The 23258-nt window shown below is 53.6% G+C and carries 19 protein-coding genes; 12 read left to right on the forward strand and 7 right to left on the reverse strand.

What is annotated here, in order from left to right; genetic code table 11:
- Positions 1–43: 43 nt before the first annotated feature.
- The 5 genes from ACR0D6_RS16085 to ACR0D6_RS16105 all read left to right on the forward strand — a co-directional run bounded on the left by ACR0D6_RS16085 (position 44) and on the right by ACR0D6_RS16105 (position 4117).
- On the forward strand, positions 44–355 hold the full coding sequence (locus ACR0D6_RS16085; RefSeq protein WP_480766225.1) for a (2Fe-2S)-binding protein: 312 nt from the start codon (positions 44–46) through the stop codon (positions 353–355).
- On the forward strand, positions 342–1739 hold the full coding sequence (locus ACR0D6_RS16090; protein ID WP_480766226.1) for an FAD/NAD(P)-dependent oxidoreductase: 1398 nt from the start codon (positions 342–344) through the stop codon (positions 1737–1739). Before ACR0D6_RS16085 ends, ACR0D6_RS16090 begins: the two co-directional genes overlap by 14 nt.
- Positions 1736–2851 (forward strand): NAD(P)/FAD-dependent oxidoreductase, encoded by a 1116-nt coding sequence (locus ACR0D6_RS16095; RefSeq protein ID WP_480766227.1) that lies wholly within the window; start codon positions 1736–1738, stop codon positions 2849–2851. The genes ACR0D6_RS16090 and ACR0D6_RS16095 overlap by 4 nt, the downstream gene beginning before the upstream one ends.
- A 14-nt stretch (positions 2852–2865) precedes the next feature.
- Positions 2866–3210 (forward strand): RidA family protein, encoded by a 345-nt coding sequence (locus ACR0D6_RS16100; protein WP_480766228.1) that lies wholly within the window; start codon positions 2866–2868, stop codon positions 3208–3210.
- A gap of 541 nt (positions 3211–3751) precedes the next feature.
- On the forward strand, positions 3752–4117 hold the full coding sequence (locus ACR0D6_RS16105; protein WP_170656471.1) for a hypothetical protein: 366 nt from the start codon (positions 3752–3754) through the stop codon (positions 4115–4117).
- Between the two features lie 119 nt (positions 4118–4236).
- Here ACR0D6_RS16105 and ACR0D6_RS16110 read toward each other — a convergent pair whose 3' ends face one another.
- The 4 genes from ACR0D6_RS16110 to ACR0D6_RS16125 form a co-directional block, all read right to left on the reverse strand.
- Positions 4237–4761: a hypothetical protein gene (locus ACR0D6_RS16110; RefSeq protein WP_480766229.1), complete on the reverse strand. Its 525-nt coding sequence runs from the start codon at positions 4759–4761 to the stop codon at positions 4237–4239.
- Between the two features lie 50 nt (positions 4762–4811).
- Complete coding sequence (locus tag ACR0D6_RS16115) at positions 4812–4946, reverse strand: hypothetical protein (RefSeq protein WP_480766230.1); 135 nt, start codon at positions 4944–4946, stop codon at positions 4812–4814.
- Between the two features lie 256 nt (positions 4947–5202).
- On the reverse strand, positions 5203–6129 hold the full coding sequence (locus ACR0D6_RS16120) for a SphA family protein (protein ID WP_480766231.1): 927 nt from the start codon (positions 6127–6129) through the stop codon (positions 5203–5205).
- A 295-nt stretch (positions 6130–6424) separates the two neighbouring features.
- Complete coding sequence (locus ACR0D6_RS16125) at positions 6425–7444, reverse strand: patatin-like phospholipase family protein (RefSeq protein ID WP_480766232.1); 1020 nt, start codon at positions 7442–7444, stop codon at positions 6425–6427.
- Positions 7445–7784: 340 nt separating this feature from the next.
- On the opposite strand from ACR0D6_RS16125, the gene ACR0D6_RS16130 reads away from it, so the two are divergent.
- Complete coding sequence (locus ACR0D6_RS16130; RefSeq protein ID WP_480766233.1) at positions 7785–8279, forward strand: hypothetical protein; 495 nt, start codon at positions 7785–7787, stop codon at positions 8277–8279.
- A gap of 98 nt (positions 8280–8377) precedes the next feature.
- Here ACR0D6_RS16130 and ACR0D6_RS16135 read toward each other — a convergent pair whose 3' ends face one another.
- A complete protein-coding gene (locus tag ACR0D6_RS16135) occupies positions 8378–8851 on the reverse strand; it encodes a hypothetical protein (protein ID WP_480452078.1) in 474 nt (157 codons plus the stop codon).
- A 123-nt stretch (positions 8852–8974) separates the two neighbouring features.
- On the opposite strand from ACR0D6_RS16135, the gene ACR0D6_RS16140 reads away from it, so the two are divergent.
- From ACR0D6_RS16140 to ACR0D6_RS16150, 3 genes are all read left to right on the forward strand, one after another.
- A complete protein-coding gene (locus tag ACR0D6_RS16140; protein WP_480766234.1) occupies positions 8975–9295 on the forward strand; it encodes a hypothetical protein in 321 nt (106 codons plus the stop codon).
- Positions 9276–9737: a mechanosensitive ion channel family protein gene (locus ACR0D6_RS16145; RefSeq protein ID WP_480766235.1), complete on the forward strand. Its 462-nt coding sequence runs from the start codon at positions 9276–9278 to the stop codon at positions 9735–9737. The genes ACR0D6_RS16140 and ACR0D6_RS16145 overlap by 20 nt, the downstream gene beginning before the upstream one ends.
- Positions 9738–9958: 221 nt before the next feature.
- Entirely contained in the window at positions 9959–11254 is a 1296-nt protein-coding gene (locus tag ACR0D6_RS16150; protein WP_480766350.1) for a phospholipase D family protein, read from the forward strand.
- 96 nt (positions 11255–11350) lie between these two features.
- On the opposite strand, the gene ACR0D6_RS16155 is transcribed toward ACR0D6_RS16150, so the two are convergent.
- Both ACR0D6_RS16155 and ACR0D6_RS16160 read right to left on the reverse strand, forming a co-directional pair.
- Entirely contained in the window at positions 11351–12901 is a 1551-nt protein-coding gene (locus tag ACR0D6_RS16155; protein ID WP_480766236.1) for a hypothetical protein, read from the reverse strand.
- A 524-nt stretch (positions 12902–13425) separates the two neighbouring features.
- Positions 13426–14379, reverse strand: coding sequence for a winged helix-turn-helix domain-containing protein (locus ACR0D6_RS16160; protein ID WP_480766237.1), 954 nt, complete (start codon positions 14377–14379; stop codon positions 13426–13428).
- 418 nt (positions 14380–14797) lie between these two features.
- Here ACR0D6_RS16160 and ACR0D6_RS16165 point away from each other — a divergent pair, with 418 nt between their 5' ends.
- The 3 genes from ACR0D6_RS16165 to ACR0D6_RS16175 are packed head-to-tail and all read left to right on the forward strand — an operon-like array spanning position 14798 to position 23093.
- Positions 14798–19537, forward strand: a complete 4740-nt coding sequence (locus ACR0D6_RS16165; protein ID WP_480766238.1) for a beta strand repeat-containing protein — start codon at positions 14798–14800, stop codon at positions 19535–19537.
- A complete protein-coding gene (locus ACR0D6_RS16170; RefSeq protein ID WP_480766239.1) occupies positions 19525–20145 on the forward strand; it encodes a DUF4915 domain-containing protein in 621 nt (206 codons plus the stop codon). The genes ACR0D6_RS16165 and ACR0D6_RS16170 overlap by 13 nt, the downstream gene beginning before the upstream one ends.
- Positions 20146–20201: 56 nt before the next feature.
- Positions 20202–23093: an autotransporter outer membrane beta-barrel domain-containing protein gene (locus ACR0D6_RS16175; protein WP_480766240.1), complete on the forward strand. Its 2892-nt coding sequence runs from the start codon at positions 20202–20204 to the stop codon at positions 23091–23093.
- Positions 23094–23258: the final 165 nt, after the last annotated feature.

Below are 23258 nucleotides of genomic sequence, written 5' to 3' on the forward strand. Positions count from 1 at the left end.
TGTTCTCCCTACGCCTTGCCCTGTTTATCCCGGAGATCAGCCAATGTTCAGATCCCTGCAAGATCATGACCGCGATCTGGTGACGCTGCGCGTCAATGGCCAGGTGGTCAAGGCTCGCAAAGGCCAGTCCGTTTGGTCTGCAATGGCGGTGGCTGGTCAGGTCGTGACCCGTAAAGCAGCCCTGTCAGGCGAAGCGCGGAGCGCTTATTGCGCCATGGGCGTCTGTTTCGAGTGCATGGTCGAAATCGATGGCCTTTCTAATCAGCAGGCCTGCCTGCGTCAGGTCCAGGACGGGATGAGCATAAACACACAGAACATAACCGAAGACACCGAGGCCGCCGATGCAAGCCTTTGATTGCGCCGTTGTTGGGGCGGGCCCAGCAGGCATGTCGGTCGCCATTGAGCTGGCGCAGGCCGGGGTCGATGTGGTTGTACTGGATCGTGCCGAACGGGCAGGGGGACAGATTTACCGGTCGGCGGCCAGCAGCCTTTTGCCGGACATGGCAAGCCTTGGCCCGGACTACGCGGCAGGGGCTGACCTGATCACCCGGTTCGAACGATCCGGCGCGAAACACATTGCCGGGGCCGATGCTTGGCACTTGGGGGATGATGGTCGCATTCTGTTTTCCTGTCAGGGCGAAACCCGTGAGTTGCATTGCCGTGAGATGCTGTTGTGTCCAGGTGCGATGGAACGGCCCATGCCGATCCCCGGTTGGACTCTGCCCGGGGTGATGACCGCAGGCGCGGCGCAGGTGATGCTGAAATCGGATGCCGTCGTCGCGGATGGCGCGGTCTTTGCCGGGTCCGGTCCTCTGCTGTACCTGATTGTGGCGCAATACCTGCGATTGGGTGTGCCCGTGGCAGCGCTGGTCGATACTACGCCGCAACAGCATTACCTTGACGCGGCCCCACTGATGCCACGCGCGATGCGGCAGGCCGGACAGTTGCGTAAGGGACTGTCTTTGTTGCGAGAAATTCGCGCTTCTGGCGTGACCATCCACCGATACGCCGAGAATCTCGAGGTCATCGGCGATCAAAAGGTCAAAGGGCTGCGTTTTGTAGCATCGGGCAAGCAGCACCTTATTTCAGCCGATACCGTTTTCCTGCACCATGGCGTTCAACCCAATTTAAACATGACCCAAGCGATGGGGCTGGCGCATCACTGGAACCACGCCCAGATGTGCTGGCAGGCCACTGTTGATGTATTTGGCCAAAGCTCAGTCGCGCATGTTTCAGTTGCTGGCGACGGTGCGGGAATTGTCGGAGCAGACGGCGCGCGTGCGGCCGGCCGCGTGGCCGCGCAGAATATCCTGTTTCGCCTTGGTCGGATTTCCGAGGCTGACAGGGATCAAAGGGCACGCGCTGATCAGAAACTCTTGTCCGCCTTGAAACCATTTCGCCGGTTCATCGACCGCCTGTACCGCCCAACTGAGGCGCTGAGATTGCCGCGTGACGCGGAAACCTTGGTATGTCGCTGTGAAGAGCAGTCTTTGGGCGACTTGCGAAAAGGATTCGAACAGGGCGCGCGGGATCCGAACGCCCTGAAATCCCTGACTCGGTGTGGAATGGGGCCATGTCAGGGGCGGCAATGCGGTCATGTGGTGGCCGGGTTGTTGTCGCAGTGGCGCGCAGAAAGCCCCGAAACGGTTGGGTATTACCGACTGCGCAGCCCCCAGCGCCTGCTGACCTTGGATGAACTGAGCCGCTACGGCACGGTTCCTGCGGAGGCTGCGGAATGAAGGCGGACGTACTGATCATTGGTGGCGGCATTCAAGGCTGCGCAACTGCCTACCATCTGGCGCGCAAAGGCGCTTCCGTGATCGTGGTTGAAAAGGATTATTCTGGACGGCATGCCTCGGGCGTCAACGCAGGTGGGGTGCGGCTTCTGGGACGTGACATGGCCGAGGTTCCTTTGTCGAAAGCGTCGATGGAGATGTGGCAGACACTGGATGAAGACCTCGGTCATGACACCGGGTTTCGCCGTCAGACGCTGGTCAACATCGCAGTTGATGAGGCCGATCTGGCAACCGTGCAGGCCCGCGAGGCCACGATGCGTGATGCTGGATACACACATGAACGGATCATAGATCAGGCCGAACTCAGGGAAAGACTGCCTCATGTGAACCCCGACTGCGTTGGTGGCGTGATCTCGGAACTGGACGGGTATGCAATCCCCTACAAGGCGACATCTGCGTTTCGTTTGGCCGCCGAAAACTTAGGTGTGCGGGTGATCGAAGGCGAAGAGATTCTTGGGCTCCGGCGTGTGGGTGATACTTGGTTGGCGCAGGGTGTGCGGCACACATACGAGGCTGAAACCGTCGTCAATTGTGCTGGCGCATGGGCAGATAAGATTGCTCTGATGATCGGGGACAACGTTCCACTCAGCCATGCTGCGCCAATGCTGATGATCACCGCCCGAATGCCGCATTTTGCCAAGCCGGTCGTTGGTGCGATCAGTCGCCAGCTCAGTTTCAAGCAATTCGAGAATGGCACGGTGTTGATCGGCGGCGGTGCCAAGGGTTTTGCCGAGCGCGCCAAAAATCGCACACGGTTGGACTATGCCAAACTCGCTGCTGCTTGTCGCACTACGGCGGAGTTTTTCCCGATCATGCGCAAGGCCAGTATCAACCGGATGTGGGCCGGGCTGGAGGCTTATATGCCCGACAACCTGCCTGTGATCGGCCCCGCTGTGAATGCTCCTCGTGCCTTCCATGCGTTCGGGTTTTCTGCACATGGATTTCAGATGGGACCTGTCGTGGGGCAGGTTCTGGCGGAACTGGTGACTGGTGGCCAAAGCCGCTTCAATCTATCGCCTTTCCGAATTGATCGATTTGACCGCAAGGTCCTTTAATGGAGATATCCGACATGACAATCACCCGTATCGAAACTGGCAAACGTATGAGCAAGATCGTCAAGCACAATGGCGTTGCCTATCTGTGCGGCCAGACCTCTGACGCTGCTACAGTCGCGGATCAGACCCGTGACATTCTGGCCAAGATCGAAGACCTTCTCGCCAAGGCAGGCAGCGATAAAACCCGGATACTGCAATGTGTGATTTGGTTGGCCGACATGGCGGATTTCGCCGAGATGAATGATGTTTGGGACGCTTGGGTGCCGGAAGGCCATGCGCCGGCCCGCGCCTGTGGCGAAGCCAAACTGGCACGCGAGGCGCTCAAGGTCGAGATGATTGTCACTTCTGCTTGCGACTGAGCTGAGCCGGACAGGATTATCGATTTTCGAAATAGGCGAACCCACATGGCCTCAGCAAGGCGCGTGGGTTTACCTCTTCAGTTCCCTAAATTGCGGTAAGCTGGTTCTGATAAACTGCGTTGCATTTAGACATGAATAGGGCGGATATCCGAGGCTGTTGCCTTAGTGCCGGTACACGGTATTTCAAAACTGTCGGAAGAGTATCGATATCGACTGGCTGCCGTCGCGTAATCACCTCTCCAACTTCCGCGAATGAGTGCTTGCACGGACCATCCTGATCAAGTGTGAAATCGCCCGAACTTAGATACATGCTGCTTAATGTTTGCCCGATATACGCTTTGTTCATCCGATGGTTCCTGTTTTCTGTCCGTTCATTCTGTCAACGGTCCTAAGCATTGAAAAAACTTGAAAAATAGCCTCACCAGCTCTGGATGCTTTTTCATTTTGGTGAATATATGACGTGCTGCCGTTGGCTACGGGTCATGTGGTTACTGCAAGAGTCGACATGGCCTGTATCACATAGAAAGAAAGGGATTTTCGGATGACTGGTTTGGAAGAACTTGAGGCGCGCGTTGCTGAGTTGGAGAAGCGACGTGCTGGCCAGTCGCGATTATTGGAAGAAATGCTCGAACAACTGAAAGCGCTCATCGAAACACAGCCGATGACACAGTTGGAAGCGTCGCACCAGGTGAACGCGCTTGTTGTCATCCAGTCGAAACTGCTGATCATGCTGTTGAAGAAAGAGCTAATCGCCCCCAGCGATATCAACGACTTTATCGGTGACGTTGAACATCACGCACGTGTCCTGCGCGCAAACCCCGAGACTTCGGCCATTGGCTGGATCGTTGCCGATCTGGCGCTCAACATCAGCGGCGAGATCTATAAATCTTCTGACGACCTGGGGTAGCGGTAAAAAATCTGCCATCATGGGGTCAATTCCGGTGTTGGCAGAAGTCTATCACAAGACATTGAGAGTCACCGCAAAGTCAGGCAACGCGTTCCAGAATTTTTGGGGAAGTACATCTGTTACTGGTACTCCTTAAATCTCTCGCGCCAGTACTTTGTTTCTGCAATTGATGATCGAATTGCCTGGGGGTCGCTGACATCCACATTTCTGGCTGCCATCAGATGCGGAATAAGGGCTAGGTTCTCAAATCCTGCAACGACCCCATAGTGGACAAAGTGCGGATACAAGGCATCTTCCGCCGCACTCAGAGTTTCTTCGTCATCAAAACCCTGTTCGTCGAAATTCTTTGCATTTTCAGTGAACTCCAACGAAGACGCATATGCTGTCCAAGGGGCGATAAGCGTCGATAGATGCCGAGGTTTGTCGAGGAAAAAGTCAATGAGCACCGAATGAACATTTTCCGAATCTTCAAAGACCTGCCTTGGAATAATCGCATCTTTCAAAACAACTTGGCTCCAAGCGCCGTCGACAAATTCGTTACCCCTGATTAAGGCTCGACGGGCGATTGCGACCACCGGAATGGTAAGCCATTCACCAACAGATTTGGTCCAACCTGTCTTTGGATAATTCAGGCGATTAGCCAACCCAGCTGTTGAAACGCATGTACGCCATTCCTCTGGGGAGACGACATTGTTTAGGTAATCTCCTTCCTTACGGGTGGCAAAATCTCTCGGGTTTCGCCATTGGTCAGCAAAGCATGTATTGCTTCCTGAAAGACCGGAAGCGCCGCTTCATAAGCTGTTTCCCAATCAGCGGATCGAAACTTCATTACGCTGCTCCAAGGTATTTTCAGAACCCTCTTGTCACCGGGACGTGCCAACAGGGGCAATCGCGAATAGCTGCTAAATTCGGTGCGATTACACCAATGACCGATTCAAAAAAATCTGATAACGTTGGCAAACGCAAAGGCCTATCCAAAGGCAACCAGTTTCTCGCAATCAGGCGGGTCCATACGCACACGAGCAGACATTTCTCACTAATTGTCGTTTTGACCTCTGACCTAACAATTTTTGGCGGGATATTCGTTAGAATGCATAAGCAAAAGAAAGAAGTGTTGCGAAGCCTTCTGTCGTATTTCGGTTGTCGAATTCCTTACCTAAACGAAGTGCAATTTGAGCGCCGGGTAAGCCTTTTGGTTTCCAAACGCCTTCCGCTCCATAAAGGTTTATCTCATACTTTGACGGATCGCCTCCGGGCGTCCCTTCTTGTCTTGAAACCTGCATAGAGCGTGCCGCCAAAAGGCCAATATTAATTCCCTGGGCAACTTCTTTTCCAAAGGCAAACTCCAGAGACAGCACATTCCCCGGCCGGATATCGGTGGCTTTCTGTCGCCCAAAAGTTTCGTACCGCGCCTGAAACGTAGCCGCCCAAGGCAGGCTGGCATCCTGCCTCCAGGTTGCGCCTCCAAAAAGCATATGGCTCCACAATCCTTTACCGGTGTTTGTGGTCCCGCCGACATCAAATTTCCCGGTTGGAGCCCAAAACGTATACGAAGTCTGAAAATGCCAGTTGTCACGATGCCACCCCAAAGCAATGGGTGTTACGACGGTATCTCCAAGGTGATAGTCAAATTCTGATCCCGGCTCTGGCCGCAACACCTGATCCCGGTAGGTCAGTACTATTCCTGCAGAATAATCAGCACTCAGTATTTTCACATCGCGAAATACGTAGCGGAAGGTCAGGCGAGCGGCGTTCACCGTTGCCGATGGTGCGCCGATATCATTTCCGTTTTCATCTACATATCTTTGGATTTCGTAATTTATCCAACCGTTCTCGATCACTCTGGTGCCTTGTGGCGGCAAGATGGCCGACGTCTGACCCAACCCGGCACCCAGCCCATAATTTCCCGCTATTGGGATTTGTGCATTCGCGGCGCAGCCCAATGACAAGAAGATAAATATGCAGAAACTCCTCAGGAACAGCGGGAAACCTGTCGATTCCTTGGTAGCCATTTCTTTTACCCCCTGACGATCAGATGCCTCTGTCGGTTGCCGGTTTGGTGCGGAGTCACACAGCCCCTTTGAATTGCCATTTGGAGATGGAAAAGCGTGCTGAAAATAAGGGAACATTAGCCTAGCCAGGCGCTTTTTTGCGCTTTGCCTCTGCAACCGACCTCCCGGTTCAGCGGCAAGACAGCCGATAGTGCCGGAGCATAATTGTGCAAATTACCGGAGAGTTCCCCTTAAATTCCATCCGCCCTTCGTTTTCCAGACACCGTAATATCACAAAAATCACATTAGAATGATTTTATTTGATGCGTTCGACTTCTGCCCTTGTCATCAGCTGCGGAGGAAGGGTGCTCCATGCTTTTCCAGATTTGTACTTGTTGAATCCGTAGACATACAGCGCCTGCATATATTCCTGATCAAAGGGAGCAGGCGGCGTTTGCGTAAATCCGGTTCCAATCCATGTCACCAGAAACCTGCCGCCGGCTTCCTGTGCACCCAGATACAATTCTAACAGATCGTCGGTGCCTTGTGTCTTGACCAGCGTCTCGAGCGACCTGCCTGCAATCTTCAACAATTTGGCCTTGGTGACGCTGGCTTCTGGCAAAACCCGGAAATTTCGAATGACATAAAGTGTTTCACGCTGATTGGGTAATTCCTGACCTGGGCGAGCCAAATACCATTCATCAAGTGCAGTCATCGTCGAAGATATCGCACCGTCGACATGCATCTCGTCTCGGGGGCCATCGGGGGTATCGACCTGGACCAGAACAGGAGGGAATGCGCCGGGTATAGACGCGGATGCAAGCAATGCATCCTGGAAAACAGTTTCGGCATTCGGCGCATTACTAGAGGCAATCACCCCCAGATTCCACAAAACGGGACGTTGCGCATCGAGGCTCAGAGATTGAACAAGAAGCCGTCGACCTTTGGCGTGTTCTCTGGCTATAGCGGCCAAAAACTCCGGTGTAACCGTGTCGTCTATGATCCGTTTCAAAGGGCTTGAATCAAGAGCGGACACATTGAAAACGGTTCCAATGGCCCCACGTGATCTGAAAATCTGACCGGCTGGTGTGCCGCTGTAGAATTCTCGGAGCTTTCCATCATACTTCTCGCCAAGAAATGCAAAAGGCGCGATCAGCGCACCTGTGCTGACGCCGGTCACCGTTGTGAATTCAGGGCGCGTCCCGCTCTCGGACCAGGCATTTAACAATCCGGCGGCGTAGGCACCGTTTTCGGCACCACCCGATAGCACCAGAACTTCACGCCCGTTTCGACCGACACCAGATCTTTGGCGCTGTTCAAAGGTTTCCCGGATCAAATATTGTAGTTCTTCGGGAGGTGAGTCCGCCCAATAACGTGCGCCGGGAATTCCCGGGACCTGGGGATTTTGCAAATCTCCGATACCCACTGGATCTCGTTTGATTGTTCCGCAGACAGACAAAAACGAGCACAAAAAAACACCCGTCAGAAGTGGGAAAAGTTTGGCCATATTGCCTCATCATCTGCCAATCCGTTGACCTGACACAAGCATTTCGTTGTATGGTTAATCAAGTGTTTTGATCGCGCCCGTCAGCTCAAGCGCAGCATCTGCAGGCATTTCCGGTTGGAAGTTTGTTTCATCTCAGGCCATCAAAATCATTGCGAATTGGACCAAATGAATGAGTTTCTCACGGCAAAAACGCAAAGCCCCGAGGCGCGCAGCGACGATCATGATGGCGGTGATAGGCGCCAGTTTGTTTCTGCTATTTCTATCCCGCGATCTTCCCGACGGCTTGCAGGATGATTGGGCGCGCGAGAATTTCGGGTTGGTTGCACGCTATGTGATCGCAATGACATTGGGCGGCGCGATAATGGGTTTTCTACTCGCCTCGTTATTCGGTCGCGACGGCATTGTCGGGTGGTTCGTCGCGCTTGCAGGAGGGTTATTGTCAACGCTGATAGCCGGCGCCTTTGGAAGTTTCATTGGTCTGCTGCCTGATCTTTTGGCAGATGGATGGCAGGCTACGGATTTCGTTGCGATTGCGTTTGGATTTTTGGTCTTGCCTCTTGCCGCAGCAGAAAACACCTTTTCCTTGCTTATCTGGGTCGCAATGGTGGCCGCCACGCACTTATTGTCGAAAGTCGAGCGAACGAAATCCGTTCAACATTCTTGATGCTCACTTAGGGATATTCGACTGAGCGCCACACTGAATTTTACCCGGCAGAGCACGGTCTGAACTGACCGAATATTCTGCCGGGTGATCATTCAAAGTTAATGCGGGCCAGAGTTTGACAAGGGATATACCGTTACACGAGTTTGCAACGATTGATCGTTCCTTCCTCGCCCGATTCCCCTGACAATAGACTGTTCGCTTTTCACCTGGGCGATGGCATCGTTCAGTATGGATACGTCTTTTGTAATTGCTTCCAGCAAATAGACCGTGATGACCGGCCAGACACTGTTCCATCTGGGACAGGCGAGCGCGAACTGAGCAAAGAAATTTGCCGCAAATTTAAGCAGTCGATCTGGACATTCCTCACGCGATTCCCTTGCCGCCCAAAGCAGCGTTTCCCAGAGCGCATTGTTGAAGGCGACCTGCGCCTTGTTCAACCCCTGGAAATCCACCCAATTCTCGTGGGTACGCGCCCGTTTCAGGTCAGATGCCCGCATGACAAGATCATGGGCCGCTGCGGTGGTCGAAGGGTATTGTTGCTGCAATACTGTCAGAAGTTCGAATTGAGACATTACTCACTCCATATTTCTGTTTTCGCCCAACAGAAATGAGGAAGCCTCACCAATACCAACAGGTGTTTTACAGTAGTGAAACCGTTAACGGGCGTTGTGCAGCTGCGGCAGTCTGGCAAGTGATTGAACAACTGGGCGATGATAGCAATCGGGTTCCTGTCCACTCTCGCCACCAGCGCGATCGCCCAATCAAACCGCCTAAACCCGACAACGGACTACGCGCTAATTTCTAAGGTTATCCATACGATGGACAAGGCAGGTATTGCGATCGTCCATGATTACGGCGTCCAGGGACTTGGGGCTGAAGAAGGTTTTCAGATTTTCATCGACCTCGAAGAAGTCGGAGAAATGCCCGTGTGTTTGCAAGGATCTTACTACTGGATTTATGCTCTTGTTCGAAAGACCAATTGCCGTAGGGGGCTGGATGGAAGTTTCGGAACATAACGGGACGGTCAAGAAAATCTCGGGGCGTTTGACCCAGCTCGAAACCTTAGACCGACACGAGGTCATTATTCTCAATCAGGACTTGATCGCAAACATAATAAAGAACCTTACCCTGACATCGCGGGTTACCAGATTAATCATACCAATTGGTGTGGCCTTCGACAGCGATCTAGAACGAACCAAATCTATACTTGAAGAGTCTGCCGTCGATCACGTCGAAATCCTTGCAGACCCGGCACCCAAAGCTTTGTTTCGGGGCATAGGTGAAAGTGCTCTGGAATTTGAACTGCGGTGTTACCTCAGGAATGTCGACGATATCCTGATGGTCCAGTCAGATCTGCTTTTTCGTATTTTTGCGGACCTGAATTCCGCGGGAATTGAGATACCCTTTCCGCGGAGAGATGTTCACCTTACTGACGCCAATGCTGTGCGGGAAAACTGATGGGGGTTTCGACGAGATTATTCCTCATATGTGGTCTTTTGCTGACCGTCTTAGGCTGCACCTATGTTCCATTTGATACGCCTCGTACGCCTTCACGCGCTTTGACCACGGATGGCACCCAGGCCCAACGGATCGTCACTGAACTTACGGGCAACGACAGCCAAGTTTTGGCGATGGCGCCCTTGTTTGATGGCAATGACGCGCTTGGTGCCAGGCTTCGGATGATCGAAGCGGCGGAAAGCTCGATTGACCTGCAAACCTTTTTGATCAAGCCCGATTTGGCGGGGTCTTTGATTTGGCTGGCACTGTATTCTGCGGCGGAACGAGGTGTGAAAGTCAGACTGTTGTTCGATGACGTTTTCACCACCGCGCGCGATGATCAGATTGCAACCCTGAACGCGCATCCGAATGTAGAGATCCGCGTCTTCAACCCTTTGTCCCGAAACAGCCCTGTCGCTGTCAATTTCCTGCTGGATTTTGGCCGCGTGAACCGGCGCATGCACAATAAAGTTCTGATCTCTGATGGCAGTTTTGCGATCGTGGGCGGCAGGAATATCGCTGATGAATACTACAGCATTGGGACAAAGTATGACTTTGCCGATTTTGATCTGTTCGTCGCAGGCAAAGCGGTTCAGGAATTATCCGAGTCATTTGACATCTATTGGAACGACGGTTGGTCCCTGCCAATTGCAGTATTCGACGACGGCGATATCGTTCCTCTGAATGAAGCTTACAAACAGTTTCAGAACCGCACACTCGGCGAAGAAGTTTCTGTTTATGACCGTGCGCTTGGCTCGAGTTACTTGCGCCAACTCCAGTCAGGTCAGGTGCCCGTCCATTTCGGTCATGTGCGAACCGTTACTGATAATCCGAGTAAGCTGCGCAATCGACCGGGCATAGGTCCATTTGCTGTCGGGGATGCATTTTATAACGTTTTGGGGCGCGCCAGCCATAGCGTGACGGTGGTGACACCTTATTTTATCCCAGAGGATTATGGTACCGAGTTTTTTGAAAGTTTGGTCAATAAGGGTGTTGAGGTCACCATCGTGACCAATTCGCTTGCCTCAACCAATCATCCCTACACGCATGGTCATTACGCGCGCTACCGTGATCGGCTATTGCGGGCTGGCGTAAAAATTGCCGAAGTTCGGGCAGATGTCCCCTCGTCGGTTGACGGTGTTGAAACGCCACTGACCCTGCACACCAAAATAACACTGATCGACGAGACATATGTTTTTGTCGGTTCCGCGAATGTCGATCCCAGATCTATCCGGCAGAACTCTGAAATCGGGTTAGTTATAGACAGTCCAAGTCTGGCGCAGGAAATCAGCGCGCAGCTGGATGCTGCGGTGCCAATATACACCTATAGGGTGACGCAATCAGATAATGGAAAGACACAATGGGAATATCTGGCGTCAAGCGAAGGCAAACCTCTGACGAAAGAACCTTCGGCAGGTTTGTGGCGCAAGCTGGTGGCCAAAATATCCAGTTGGTTGCCAATCGAAAAACAGCTTTGACTGCGTATTACCCGAAACCACACATCTGGTTAACCTTTGAAGCCGATTTCAGAGTGGTTCGGTGGCCTAGACGAACCGGTTCCCTTAGAGGTCTGGCTATTCCCCGGTTTCGGTCGAACGCAGAATCCCTGTTCCCTCACGAAGCATCTCCACGAGGCCGGAGGAATACGGAAGATCATCAAGATATTCCTCCAAGGTGAAATGACGGGTCGGAATTTTCGACAAAGCCTGTCGTGCCAGTTGCGTTTCACCGGCCAGTCCGTGGATAGCAGCGATCAGAAGCCAATCGCTTGCATATTCACGAGCGTCAATCAAACGCACTTTTTCAGAGGCTGATATGTAATCCCCGTTTTCGACATCTTCGAGGCACAGAGTGATATTCGTCCAGATGGGCAACATGGGATTGGCGTCCATTGCTTGTCGCACCATTTGCCCACCCAGTTTGATATCGCCAACAAGCGCAATCCATGCCCCGGTCAACGCTGTCAGCAAAGCTCCGTTTGGATTGGCGTGACTGGCCGCGTCAATCAGCCGTTGGAACCTTGGGTTGTCTCCGCCCACTTGTGAGTAAATCGCAGCCGCATACAACGCCTCGGGACATTGAGGTTCAAGCGCGATGGCCTTGTCGGCGTGCGCCTGACCTGCGCTCAGGATTGCGCCCAGACGTTTTTGCCCCAGCGCGACTTCTTCTATGTACCCTAGTGCCATCAGCGCATGCGCCAGTCCGCTGGCATCATTGCCTTGTACCGCGATCTTTGCCAAATCCACCATCTGCTTCAGGCTGCCCGATCTGGACGTGCGAAGGTGGGCGTGAAAGGCCAACAACGCCTCAAATACCAGTTTGTCAGAGGCCTGTCGGCCCGCAAATTGTTCCGCGGCATCTGTGGCAACAACACCATAAGCGTCAGCCAGTATCACCGCACATTGTTTGGATATCTCTTCCTGAGCTCTAAATGTATCTGTGTCATCCTGATTGATATCCCGCCGGCCAGACCAAGCCAGACTACTATCACTGGTTCGCTTTAGCTGGACGATCAGGCGCAAACTGGCCGCTTCCTCACGTACCGAGCCACCCAACAAATAATCACAATGTGGCCTAAATTGTTCTGGTGCTTCGTTTGCAAGCTCGCCCGGATATCCAGTCAGAACGCGGATATGGCCAAAGCGTGACAGCTCCAGACCGATTTCTTCGGGAAGGCCGTCGCGAAAAAGCCTGGCTCGTGGTGTATCCGATCCGGTAAAGGCGCAGATTCCTAATACAGGCCAAGCTGACTCTGGCGGAGATTGAATGTCGGGCCCCGACTTTTCTGAATTGGCATCAAAATGCGGGCGGTATTGTCCCTTTGGGATCGTTATCAATACAGGGTCAGCAGACCCGGCCGCGAGGTAGTAATTATATAGTGCCTTGCGAAGCTTGACGGCCTCGATACGAACGATCGGATCTACATTGGGATCAAAATCGGCGCCTCTTCCAAATACGTCCATGGCCAGAGCTGTTCCGCGCAACTCATCGCCCCGTCCCTCAAGCTCCAGTCGAACAAGGTGTTCCAGAAACGATTTTGTCCGTGCGCTGCCTTGGAAATCCTTGGATGATACAATCCGCTCCAACTGGTCCAGAACGTTGGCTTGGTTGACGGTACTGGCCATTAACATTCTCCTGATCCGTCTTGATACCAAATCTGTCAGCAAAGATTACTGAAACGCAATATGTAAATACCTACCGACAAGCCTCACCTGCCAAGCCAGAAATATGTAAATGCGACCCAAAGTTCACAACAGGACAATATTGCATGCCATGAGCATCAGTTGTCATTTATTGAAATCTATCCGGAGGACACTTCACCCCAGGTGCACAATTTTCTGGCGGCGAAGATATAGCACGTGCAGCGATGGTTCCCCCCAATGGGTCTTAGTGTGGAAGCCAACCAAAACGTTGATGAACAGCTATTGGGGCCAGTGCGACTTTGCAATCACTGCCCGCTGCGCTGCCTCCGCGATCAGAGCCATGTTGCCGACGCGCGGAATGTCGACACTCTCTGCTTCCGCGAGCAAAAAAATTGGATTGTGATTGCGGCAGATCATCGATCTAGAGTGCGCAACCACTATTTATGCTGGCATTCAGCTATGATTACACGAATGTAGACTTACGACCTGTTTATTAATCAGCATCCTCAAAGCGCACTTGTCTGCTCGTGAAACGTCAGGCAATCGGATCCTACGCTTTTTAGGATAGCCGGCTCAATAAGATCGGTGTTATCCGGATACGGACCTGACATTTCAAGTGCTGCCCGCAGGTTCGTTCCGGCTGGCACCCGACGCCAGACCACTCTTGTAGCGTATGGTGCGCCGCCCAACCGCCATGAACTTCCATGCATCAAGCCCGTCATAATATCGGGTCTGTAAGAATGAGGCGCATCCAGAGTTAACTGGCACACAGAATGCGGCGGTTCCGAGTTTTGTTCCGTTACATACACACGCCCGTTTATGAAAACTGCCGAGCCTCGATAGCGTGCTCTTTGCCGTGTGCCGACCTTACGGTCTTCTCCGCGTTCCGAAGTCCAAACGGCGACTTGGCCGTCGATTTCTTTCAGCACAGTCACACCAACTTTGATGGCGTTGGGCCATGACGGGGTGCGGTAAAACGTGTTGTAAATCCCCAGTATGTACCGCCATTCCTTGAGCGGGCTGACCCCAACAAATTGCCTCTGTTGTTCGAAGGATTTACCCTTTTCAGCAGAAGGTTGGCGATCATTGGTCTTCAAAGGCGGCGTATTCTCTGGCGCGGCAACAGCGTTTCCGGTTCGAGAGCCATTGGGGCGAACAAAACGCAGGCCTCGGCCATATTCCCATTGAATGCAACGCTCTGGTCCTTTGTCATCTGCGAGTGCCTTTCGCAATGCAGTGACCCGATTGTACATAGCGGCATCGGAAACTTCGCGACCATTCCAAACGGCTTCGATGAGTTCGTCTTTCGTAACCACGTCGCCCTCACGGCGCACCAGGTATTGAAACAGTTGCAAGACGCCCCGTTGCAACCGTACAACCTCACCGCCGACATACAGCAGATTTCGCGCAGCGTCGAAACTCCAGGGCCCATAGCTGATCAAATGGGGATTATAGTTCATACTGCTCTATCTCTTGCCGCTCTACTTTGCGTTTAGGTGTAATTCTCGTGTGATTCCACATCTAAACTCAACTTCAAGTTAGAAAAATGGGATTTGCGAGTGGAGATTCCCAAGGCGTGTGGCGTGTAGAAAACACAAGCTACTTCGCGCTTAACGGGCATTAGAAAAATAGTCTGAGAGCACAGGCAAAGGTGGTTTCAGGACCCTTGAAGATGTCGGTTTATGAGTTTGTCCTTACGAGTTCTTCCGGGAATGCCGGTTTTCGCGAGTGGCACCGGTCTGGGTTGACGAACTCTTTGACCGGTTAAAACGACAAAAAGAATTCCAAGGGGATCAGTCGGTGAATAGTACCAAATTGAAGCGGCACGTGAAAAATCACGTGGTCCGTGGCGGTCGAGTAGTGAAATGGAAGGGGACAGTGGCAAGTATGGCACCTTCGCTGTTCCTGGCGTCGGTGTCGGTGGGCGCGCTGTCGGTTGGAATGGCAGCAGCGGATGTCATTTCGTCTCTACAGAATACACCTGAAACGTTCACTACTGACACAGATCACACGATTACGTCCGATGGCGCCGTCAGCTTAACGACCGGCGTTGGCGCATCGGTTGAGATTACTACCGACTACAGCAGCACCTTCACCAACAATGGTACAATATCCAGACCGTCTACCAGCGGTTTATTCGGGACGGGTTTGTTTGTGTCTGGCGATTTGGAAACGACCGGTCAAATTGTGAATAACGGTACGATTGAAACTGACTTCAACGGCGGAGCCCGGGCCGAAGCGTATGGCGTCTCTGTATTGGGCCAAGTCGATGGTGTTCTTCTTAACACCGGCGCAATAACGGCCAAGGCAGACAACGCCACGGCATTTGTATCTGCCGTCGGGGTTTCAGTTGGCGGTCCCGTCACTTCAACCGCAACGATTCAGAACTCCGGGGTTATCTCAGCCATCGCTTCAGGCGTGTTCAGCCAAGCGTCCGCAACAGGGATGGTTTTCTTTTCCAACGTTGGTACCGACGTCGGCAACAGCGGCACAATTCAGGCAATAGCTGACAACGCCTCGACGTTGACTGCGGTCGGCATCCTGATGAGGGATGGGCTGAACGGGAACTTCGACAACTCGGGCACGATCAGCGCCATTGCAACGGACAACGGCAGTTTTGCGCAGGCGGCAGGTGTTCACATCCGCGACGATGTTACCGGCAATATCAACAACAGCGGGACTGTTACGGCACATGCGGCGGGCAACTCGTCGACGGTTAACGCTTATGCGTTTCATCTGGAATACAACCTGAACGGAAATTTCACCAACAGTGGGAGTTTGACCGCGACTGCGACTGAACAATTTTCTCGACCGGGGCCGCCTCCCTCTCGCGGGATACCAGCAGCCGCTGCAGTCTTTGTTGAGGAATACCTTAATGGAGACATTATCAACAACGGGTCCGTCACCGTTGAAGCGACCAATGTCAGCAGCGGCAGCGTGGTGGCAAGTGGCTTTTACATTGCCGAAGATTTGGGCGGGGCTTTCACGAACTCTGGCTCGATATCTGTTGTAGCAAGCTCACCAAGCGACGACGCCAAAGCTTACGGGCTTTTTGTCGGCAATGACCTTGACGCGGCCGTCTCGAACTATGGTTCAATCACGGTATCGGCAACGTCAGTCGACGATGATGCCGATGCCTATGGCGTCTATATAGATGATGATCTGGAGGCAAATTTCTCAAACTCTGGTTCTATCACAGCATCAGCGAAAACGACGAACGATGATGCCGAAGCTAATGGCATTCGCATCGACGACAAACTGAACGGGAATTTCAGAAACTCAGGCACGATCAGCGCAGCTGCGACAGTTATTGATGATATCGCACGGTCGAGCGGAGTTCTTATCGGCGATGATGTCACGGGTAATATCATTAACAGTGGGAAAGTTGTGGCAACTGCCGGTGGCTATAGCTCAGCTAATGCAATAGCGTTTTATCTCCGAGAGAAGCTGACGGGTAACTTCACGAACAGCGGAAGTCTTTCTGTAACTTCAAACGGGAAGTATTCTCTCCCGTTCCGGACACCTCCGTTTCCACGAGATCCGATGGCAGCCGCTGTTCTTGTAGAAGACGTTGTGCAGGGCAACATAACCAACAGCGGGACGGTGACTGTAAAAGCGACCGTGGCCTCAAGCGGCCTCGTGACGGCCTCAGGCTTTCATTTTCAAAATGATCTGAACGGGAATTTCTCGAACTCTGGCTCTATCGCAGTTGCGGCAAGCTCGGGAGACAGCGACGCTGAAGCTTATGGGCTTTATGTTGGTGGTGAATTGACCGGAAACCTATCAAATTCCGGATCGATCACGACGACGGTAAATTCTGTGGGTGATGACGTCGAAGCCTATGGCGTGTACATCGTCGGTGACCTGATCGGTGATCTGACAAATTCCGGCGTTATCTCGGCTTCAGCGAGTTCCCCAAGCAATGATGCGGATGCCTTTGGCCTGTATTTGAGTTCTGGATTGAACGGGTCTTTCTCAAACTCTGGGGTGATCACGGCAACCGCGAATGCCACTGACAGTGATGTTAGGGCGTTCGGTGTCAATATTACCGGAGACGTGAACGGTAACGTTACAAACAGTGGCACCGTTTTTGCCAAAACTGACAAGGCGACATCGGCGGTGGCTGCTGGTTTCTATTTCAGAAATGACTTCAATGGCGATTTCACCAATTCAGGTTCAATAACCGCAATTGCCACGGAACAAACGGACGAAGCCTATGCCTATGGCCTTTATGTCGATGGTGATGTGACCGGAGACATCAGCAATTCGGGAACAGTCAACACGTCCGCGGGATTAGATAGTGGTGCATCTGCCACTGCCTATGGAATCTTTATTGAAGGGGATTTGAACGGTACGTTCGAAAACTCGGGAACAATCCTGACAACGATCACCGGAAAAGGGGATTTGGCAAGTGCAGCGGGGCTTAGAATACGCCAGGACCTTGGCGCAGATGGCGGTATCCGCAACACCGGGTCAATCATAACCCGCACCGAGAATGAGAGCGGCTCTGCCGCCGTCGCGTCGGGGATTCTGATCCGTTACGACGTCGACTCTGACATTGAGAACTTGGGCACAATCAGTGCAGCCGCCACAGGAAACCAGATCGCCTCCGCCACCGCACTTGGCATAAACATCAGCGGCGGAATGAATGGTACATTGTCCAACAGCGGCACGATTTCGGCTTCCGTTGATGGAGCGTCTTCCGCCTTTGCATATGGAATAGGGGCGACTCGCAGCTTGGTCGGTGATCTGGTCAATTCGGGATCCATTACCGCAACTGTCGAAAACCTTGATAGCGGTGTTGGAGGAAGTGCCGGGGCCGTGACGATTGTCGGTACGCTAACTGGAAATGTTGAAAATTCTGGCACGCTGGTCGCAACCGCCAGAGGCGACGGTTCCTTCATGAACGCGGAAGGTATCAGCATTACCGATACGCTTGACGGGGAATTTACAAATAGCGGCACGATCCTGGCCATTGCGGCGAATGTCCAATCCGGCACGGCATCCACCACGGCAACTGCAGTTTTCATCGGTGAAACGTCTGGCGCAATCAGCAACATTGGATCAATTAGCGCTTCGGTTTCCGGAGCAGGGGCGGACGCCTTTGGTATCCATGTTGAAGACATGCAGGGCGATCTAACCAGCAACGGCGCGATTTTTGCCTCGGCGTCAGGTTCTGATGCAGATGCCATGGGTATCTATCTCGAAGGCACGCCGGGCCAAATCTCCAACAGCGGTAAGATCAGCGCATCCGTTTCCGGCGACGAAGCTGAGGCCTTTGGCATCCACGTTGAAGGCATGCAACGTAACCTCGCCAACAGCGGCGAAATCACCGCGTCGGCCTCAGGCAACGGAGCAGATGCCATTGGAATTTATGTGGGGCACTTTGACGGCGAAATTACTGATGTGGGCACTGTCACGGCAACATCGGAAAGCGGCGATGCCTACGCGATCTTCCTGGAAGGCGGGAACGGCACTCTGAACGTCGACACTGAGGACCGGGTAACAGGCACGATGCGGGTCGCCGGGCATGATGTGAACCTCGACGCACGCGGCGACAGCACCGTGTTTTATTTCGAGGACGCGGACACCGATACCGGCGCATTCACAACAACAGTGTCAGATGGCCGATCAGCGTGGTTTGTCGAGGATGAAGGCGGGCCTAATCCGATCTACGCAAGCGTCGATTCCGCGGACTTGTTCATACCGGGTGACGTCATTGCAACTTATGGCGAAGTGGTCGGAAGCGCCGGGCAGGCGCTTAGCTACAACGCACCGGCTCAGGTTACTCGTGGCCTTGCATACGGGGACAGCTTCGTGAACACGTTCCGTCCTTATGTGATGGCCGACGCCCAAACGAAACAGTTCGAGCAATCCGGTAGTCCCGACACGGATGTCGATATCCTGAACGGCAGCTTCGGCTTCTCGGGCCAGTTGGACAACGGAACGGCTTTGGCATTTGGCATCGGTGTGTTCACCGCCGATGGGGATAGCGACGGAACATCGTTCGATACCAATGCTTTCTATCTGAACGTTGCGGCTGGCCGCCAGTATGGTGCTTATACGGTCGAGGCGGATCTGGGCGTGGGCTTTTTGTCGACCGACAAGACCCGGGAAATCATCGGCAGCACGGATGCCAAGGGTGACTATGACTCGACCTTGTACACATTGAGCGTCGGTGTTGAGCGGTCGTTCGATTTGCAAGGCAATTTCGATCTGCTGGGCTTTGGAAACGTTCGCTACACCCGGCAGGAAGATGACGGCTATACGGAAACGGGCTCACTCGCGAATGCAACGGTTGGCGATGTAACAACCGAGGTTGTTGAGGCCCGGCTTGGGGTCGAGGTTGAAAAAACTATCGGGAAAGGCAGTGCGCTGATCGGCCAACTCAGCGGTGTTCTGAGGCGCAATCTGGGTGACTCGTCGACCAATGTCTCTGTTTTCTCGACCACGAATTCTCTGGTCTTCCCAAGCACGGATTTCACGGGGGGAAGCGTTCTGGTCGGTTATGAAAAGGACTTTGCCTCCGGCCTGAAATTGGAAGTCAATGCAGAACAGGAAGTCGGCTCCGATGCACAGGGACCTTTTGTCAAAGCCGGTTTGAAATGGTCGTTCTGAACCGGGGAAAAGACAATGAGAATGCCAGCTTGCAGGGGTTGGCGATGCAGGACGGGCGGCCCCGTTACGTAACAGCGATCAGCCGGTCGGACACGATTGATGGTTGGCGCGACAGGCGTGCTGATGGGGGCATCGTTATCGATGTCGATACCAACCAGATCATCTGCAAAGGCTTCTCGATGCCGCATTCACCACGTTTGCATGGCGGGAGGCTGTGGGTGCTCAACTCAGGCCGTGGCGAACTCGGAGAAGTGGAGATTGGCAGCGATGGCATGGGGCGGTTTGTTCCGCATGTCTTTTGCCCTGGTTTCGCGCGCGGGCTGGCCATTCACGGGCGGTACGCTTTTGTCGGTCTGTCAAAGCCGCGTTACGAGCGGTTCGAGGGGCTGGAATTGGACGCCCGTCTGGCCGAGGCCGATAGCGACCCCTGGTGCGGGGTTCAAATCATCGATCTGGAAACCAAGTCCTGCGTCGACTGGCTGCGCATCGACGGAGCGGTGTCCGAGCTTTATGATCTGGAGCTTTTGACGGGCCACTTGTGCCCGCTGGCCGTGGCATCAGGAACGGCGGAAGCCACTTCGTTGGTGACCATACCGAAACCCGGTTAGCCACTCAAATGCACAGCCAACGACCTCATAAAGATAAAAAATCAGGGATAGTAGCCATGAAAACCACGAACAGTGACACCGCGCAGGCATACAATCCGATTGCCCTGCTCAAGGGTGGGCGGATGACTAAGCACAAGGGGCAGGTCGCCAGCTATGCGCCCACGTCAGGGAGTGTTCTGTCGGGTGTGTCGGCCATTGCCCTTGGAGTGACGGTTACATTTGGCGGTGGCGCTGTGCAGGCGGGTAGTTGCACGGATTCCGGTGGTGGAAACGTCGTGTGCGTTGGCCCTGCTGTTCCGGGTGTGGATACCACTCAGTCTTTTTCAAACAATGGTCCCCTCACGGTTTCTACCACACCGGGTTTTGGGTTGGATGTCTCTAGCGGCGGCGCACTTAACTTGATTGGCGAGGAGATCACCTTCAGCGATGCCAGAAACTCGACGATTACAGCCGGTTCCACAGGGATAAACGCGCATATTGGCGCGGCCTACAGCGGCGATCTGACGATTACGACAAACGGTTCGGTCAATGGCGGTGTCACCGGAATTTACGGCAGGCAGAATGGTTCAGGCAGCCTAACTATCAATACAGCCGATACGCGCGGAACCGCATACTACGGTATAAATGCAAGGAATTATGGCGGTTCAGGCAGTCTATCCATTACTTCTACGGGAACCACTCAGGGCAATTTCGCAGGAATAGTTGCCGTCAATGACGGCAATGGACCAATGACTATATCGGCCGCTGATGTAACCGGTACTAGCGGAAACGGTATCTTTGCGGCGAATGATTCCGGTGATCTTTCAATCACTGCATCAGGAACTGTTTATGGTTCCGACAACGGGATTAACGCTACCAATTACGGAACAGGCGCGATGACGATTGTAGCTGCGGATGTCTCGGGCCGCTCATTCAGCGGCATACACGCTCGAAACTATGGAACCGATCTTTCAATTACCACGACGGGCGACGTATCGGGTAGAAACACAGGTATTCAGGCGGCAAACTATGGCTCTGGCACACTGACCATAACCGTGTCCGGCAATATGCGCGGGGGGCGAGCTTCGGCTGTATCCGCCCGGAATGGTGTGGGCCAATTGACAGTGATTGATCTACAGAATGGCGCATCGCTTTCTTCCAGTTCCGGTAACGCAATAACGATCAAGGACAGCGACAGCCAGGTGACGTTGCGGTCGGGATCAGCCGTCAGTGGTGCGGTGCTTTTAAGTAATGGCAAAGACACCCTGACGATTGAGGGTGGTGCCGATATCAGCTCCGTGACCCTGTTCGATGGTGGCGGCGGTACCGAAGATGATCTCACTCTCTCGGGCTTTACCGGCGCCTTCGACGGAGCCTTGTTCACCAACTGGGAAGTGCTGAACGCCAATAACGGCAGCGATCTGACGCTGAACAGCGCAGATACGGGGGCATTGCAAACGATCCAGATTGACAGTGGTGCGACTATCACAGCGCAGAATGCGGACTTTACCTTTGGCGGTGACTTGCAGGTGAATGCGACTGGCCAAATCCTGGCCGGGGCCGCTGGGTTGGGCAACGCTGTGCTGAGCGGAAATGTCCTCAACGACGGTCTGATCTCGCTGGCAGATGGACAAAGCGGCGACCGGCTGACTTTTGGCGCAGACCTGTCGGGCAACGGCACTATCGGATTGGATGTGAACCTAAGCACTGGCGCGAATGATCAGGTTTTCGTGCAAGGTGACAGCGCAGGGGCCCGTCAGGGTTTGCAAGTGACCAAATCCGGCAGCGGCAATGGAACCGTGCATGATTTTAAATTGGCCACGGTTACCGGCGCGAGCACCGAAGGAGATTTCCAGCTGGTCAACGCCGATTTTGTCACCAATGACGGCGATCAGGCGATCAACGACGGAGAGATTGCGTATGTTTTGGAATATGACGCCGTCACTGGTGAGTTTATCCTGACACCGTTCGGCAACCCGGGCTCGAATAGTGGCGAACCCAGCGAGGTCAATCAGAACCCCGGCGGCGAATTACTGGCCGCAGGCGTGCAACAGGTCAGTGACCAATTAACCTTTGGTTCAGCGTTACGGCGGATCATGAGCGCCACGCGGCAGGACGCGTCCGAGGCCAACACAGTCAGTCGCGCATTGAACGAGCTAACCTCGACTACACGCCCTCTGGTCTGGGTGGAGGCTCAAGGCCAACGCGATAGCTACACTTTCGATGATCGCGATGTGGAAACCAATAGCGGAGGATTGCGCTTTGGCGCGGGTCTGCCGCTGGCCGGGGTTGCCGGTGGTCAGTTGATCGGCGGGTTAGAGTTTGGCTTCAGTAGCCTGTCGACGAATGTAACCACAACGCTGACCAGTGCAGACATCGACACCGATGCCTATGATGCAACGCTCAGCGCGCTGTGGATCGCGAACAGCCAGCTCTATATCGACGGGCAAATTCGTTACGCTTATTTTGACAGCACCATCCAACCAAGCGGTGGAGTAGGGGTTGATACCGATAGTCGTGGGTATGGCTTGTCTGTCGAGGTTGGCAAACCATTCGATCTGCAGAACGGACTGACGTTAGTCCCGCAGGCGCAGCTAATGTACAGCGACATCAATACCGACGATGTAGTCAATCTGGCCGGCGGTGGCCAAACCGGTTCGCTGGAAGACGGGGACACCCTGACCGCGCGCCTTGGTTTGCGTGCCGAGCGCGATTTTGTGGGCAAGTCTGTGCTGTATGGTCAAGTCGATTACTACCATGCTTTCGACGACGAAACCGCTGTGACCTTTGCCCGAAACACCATCGTGACTGCGCGCGGCAAGAACACCGCTGCTCTGACGGTTGGGGGGCATTTGGCATTATCCGCCAGAACAACGCTATTTGGAGAGATTAGCGGAGAGACGGGGTTGGGTCGCAATTCCAGCGACTATGCCTTTGGCGGAAATGTCGGGTTTGAAATTCGGTTTTGAGGCCATCGAAACGGCTCTGATTCCTCGAGTTCCCGCACAAAAACTCGAAAATTGAAATTGGAAGCAAAGAGCCTTTGCGGGCGCATGGCTATGTAACCTGCAGGCAAACCCAAACCTTGCGCCTCTTTCAAAAGCCTTGGTGCTAGTGAGCTGCATAAATACAGC

It is taken from the genome of Ruegeria sp. BJ6 (assembly GCF_056537885.1).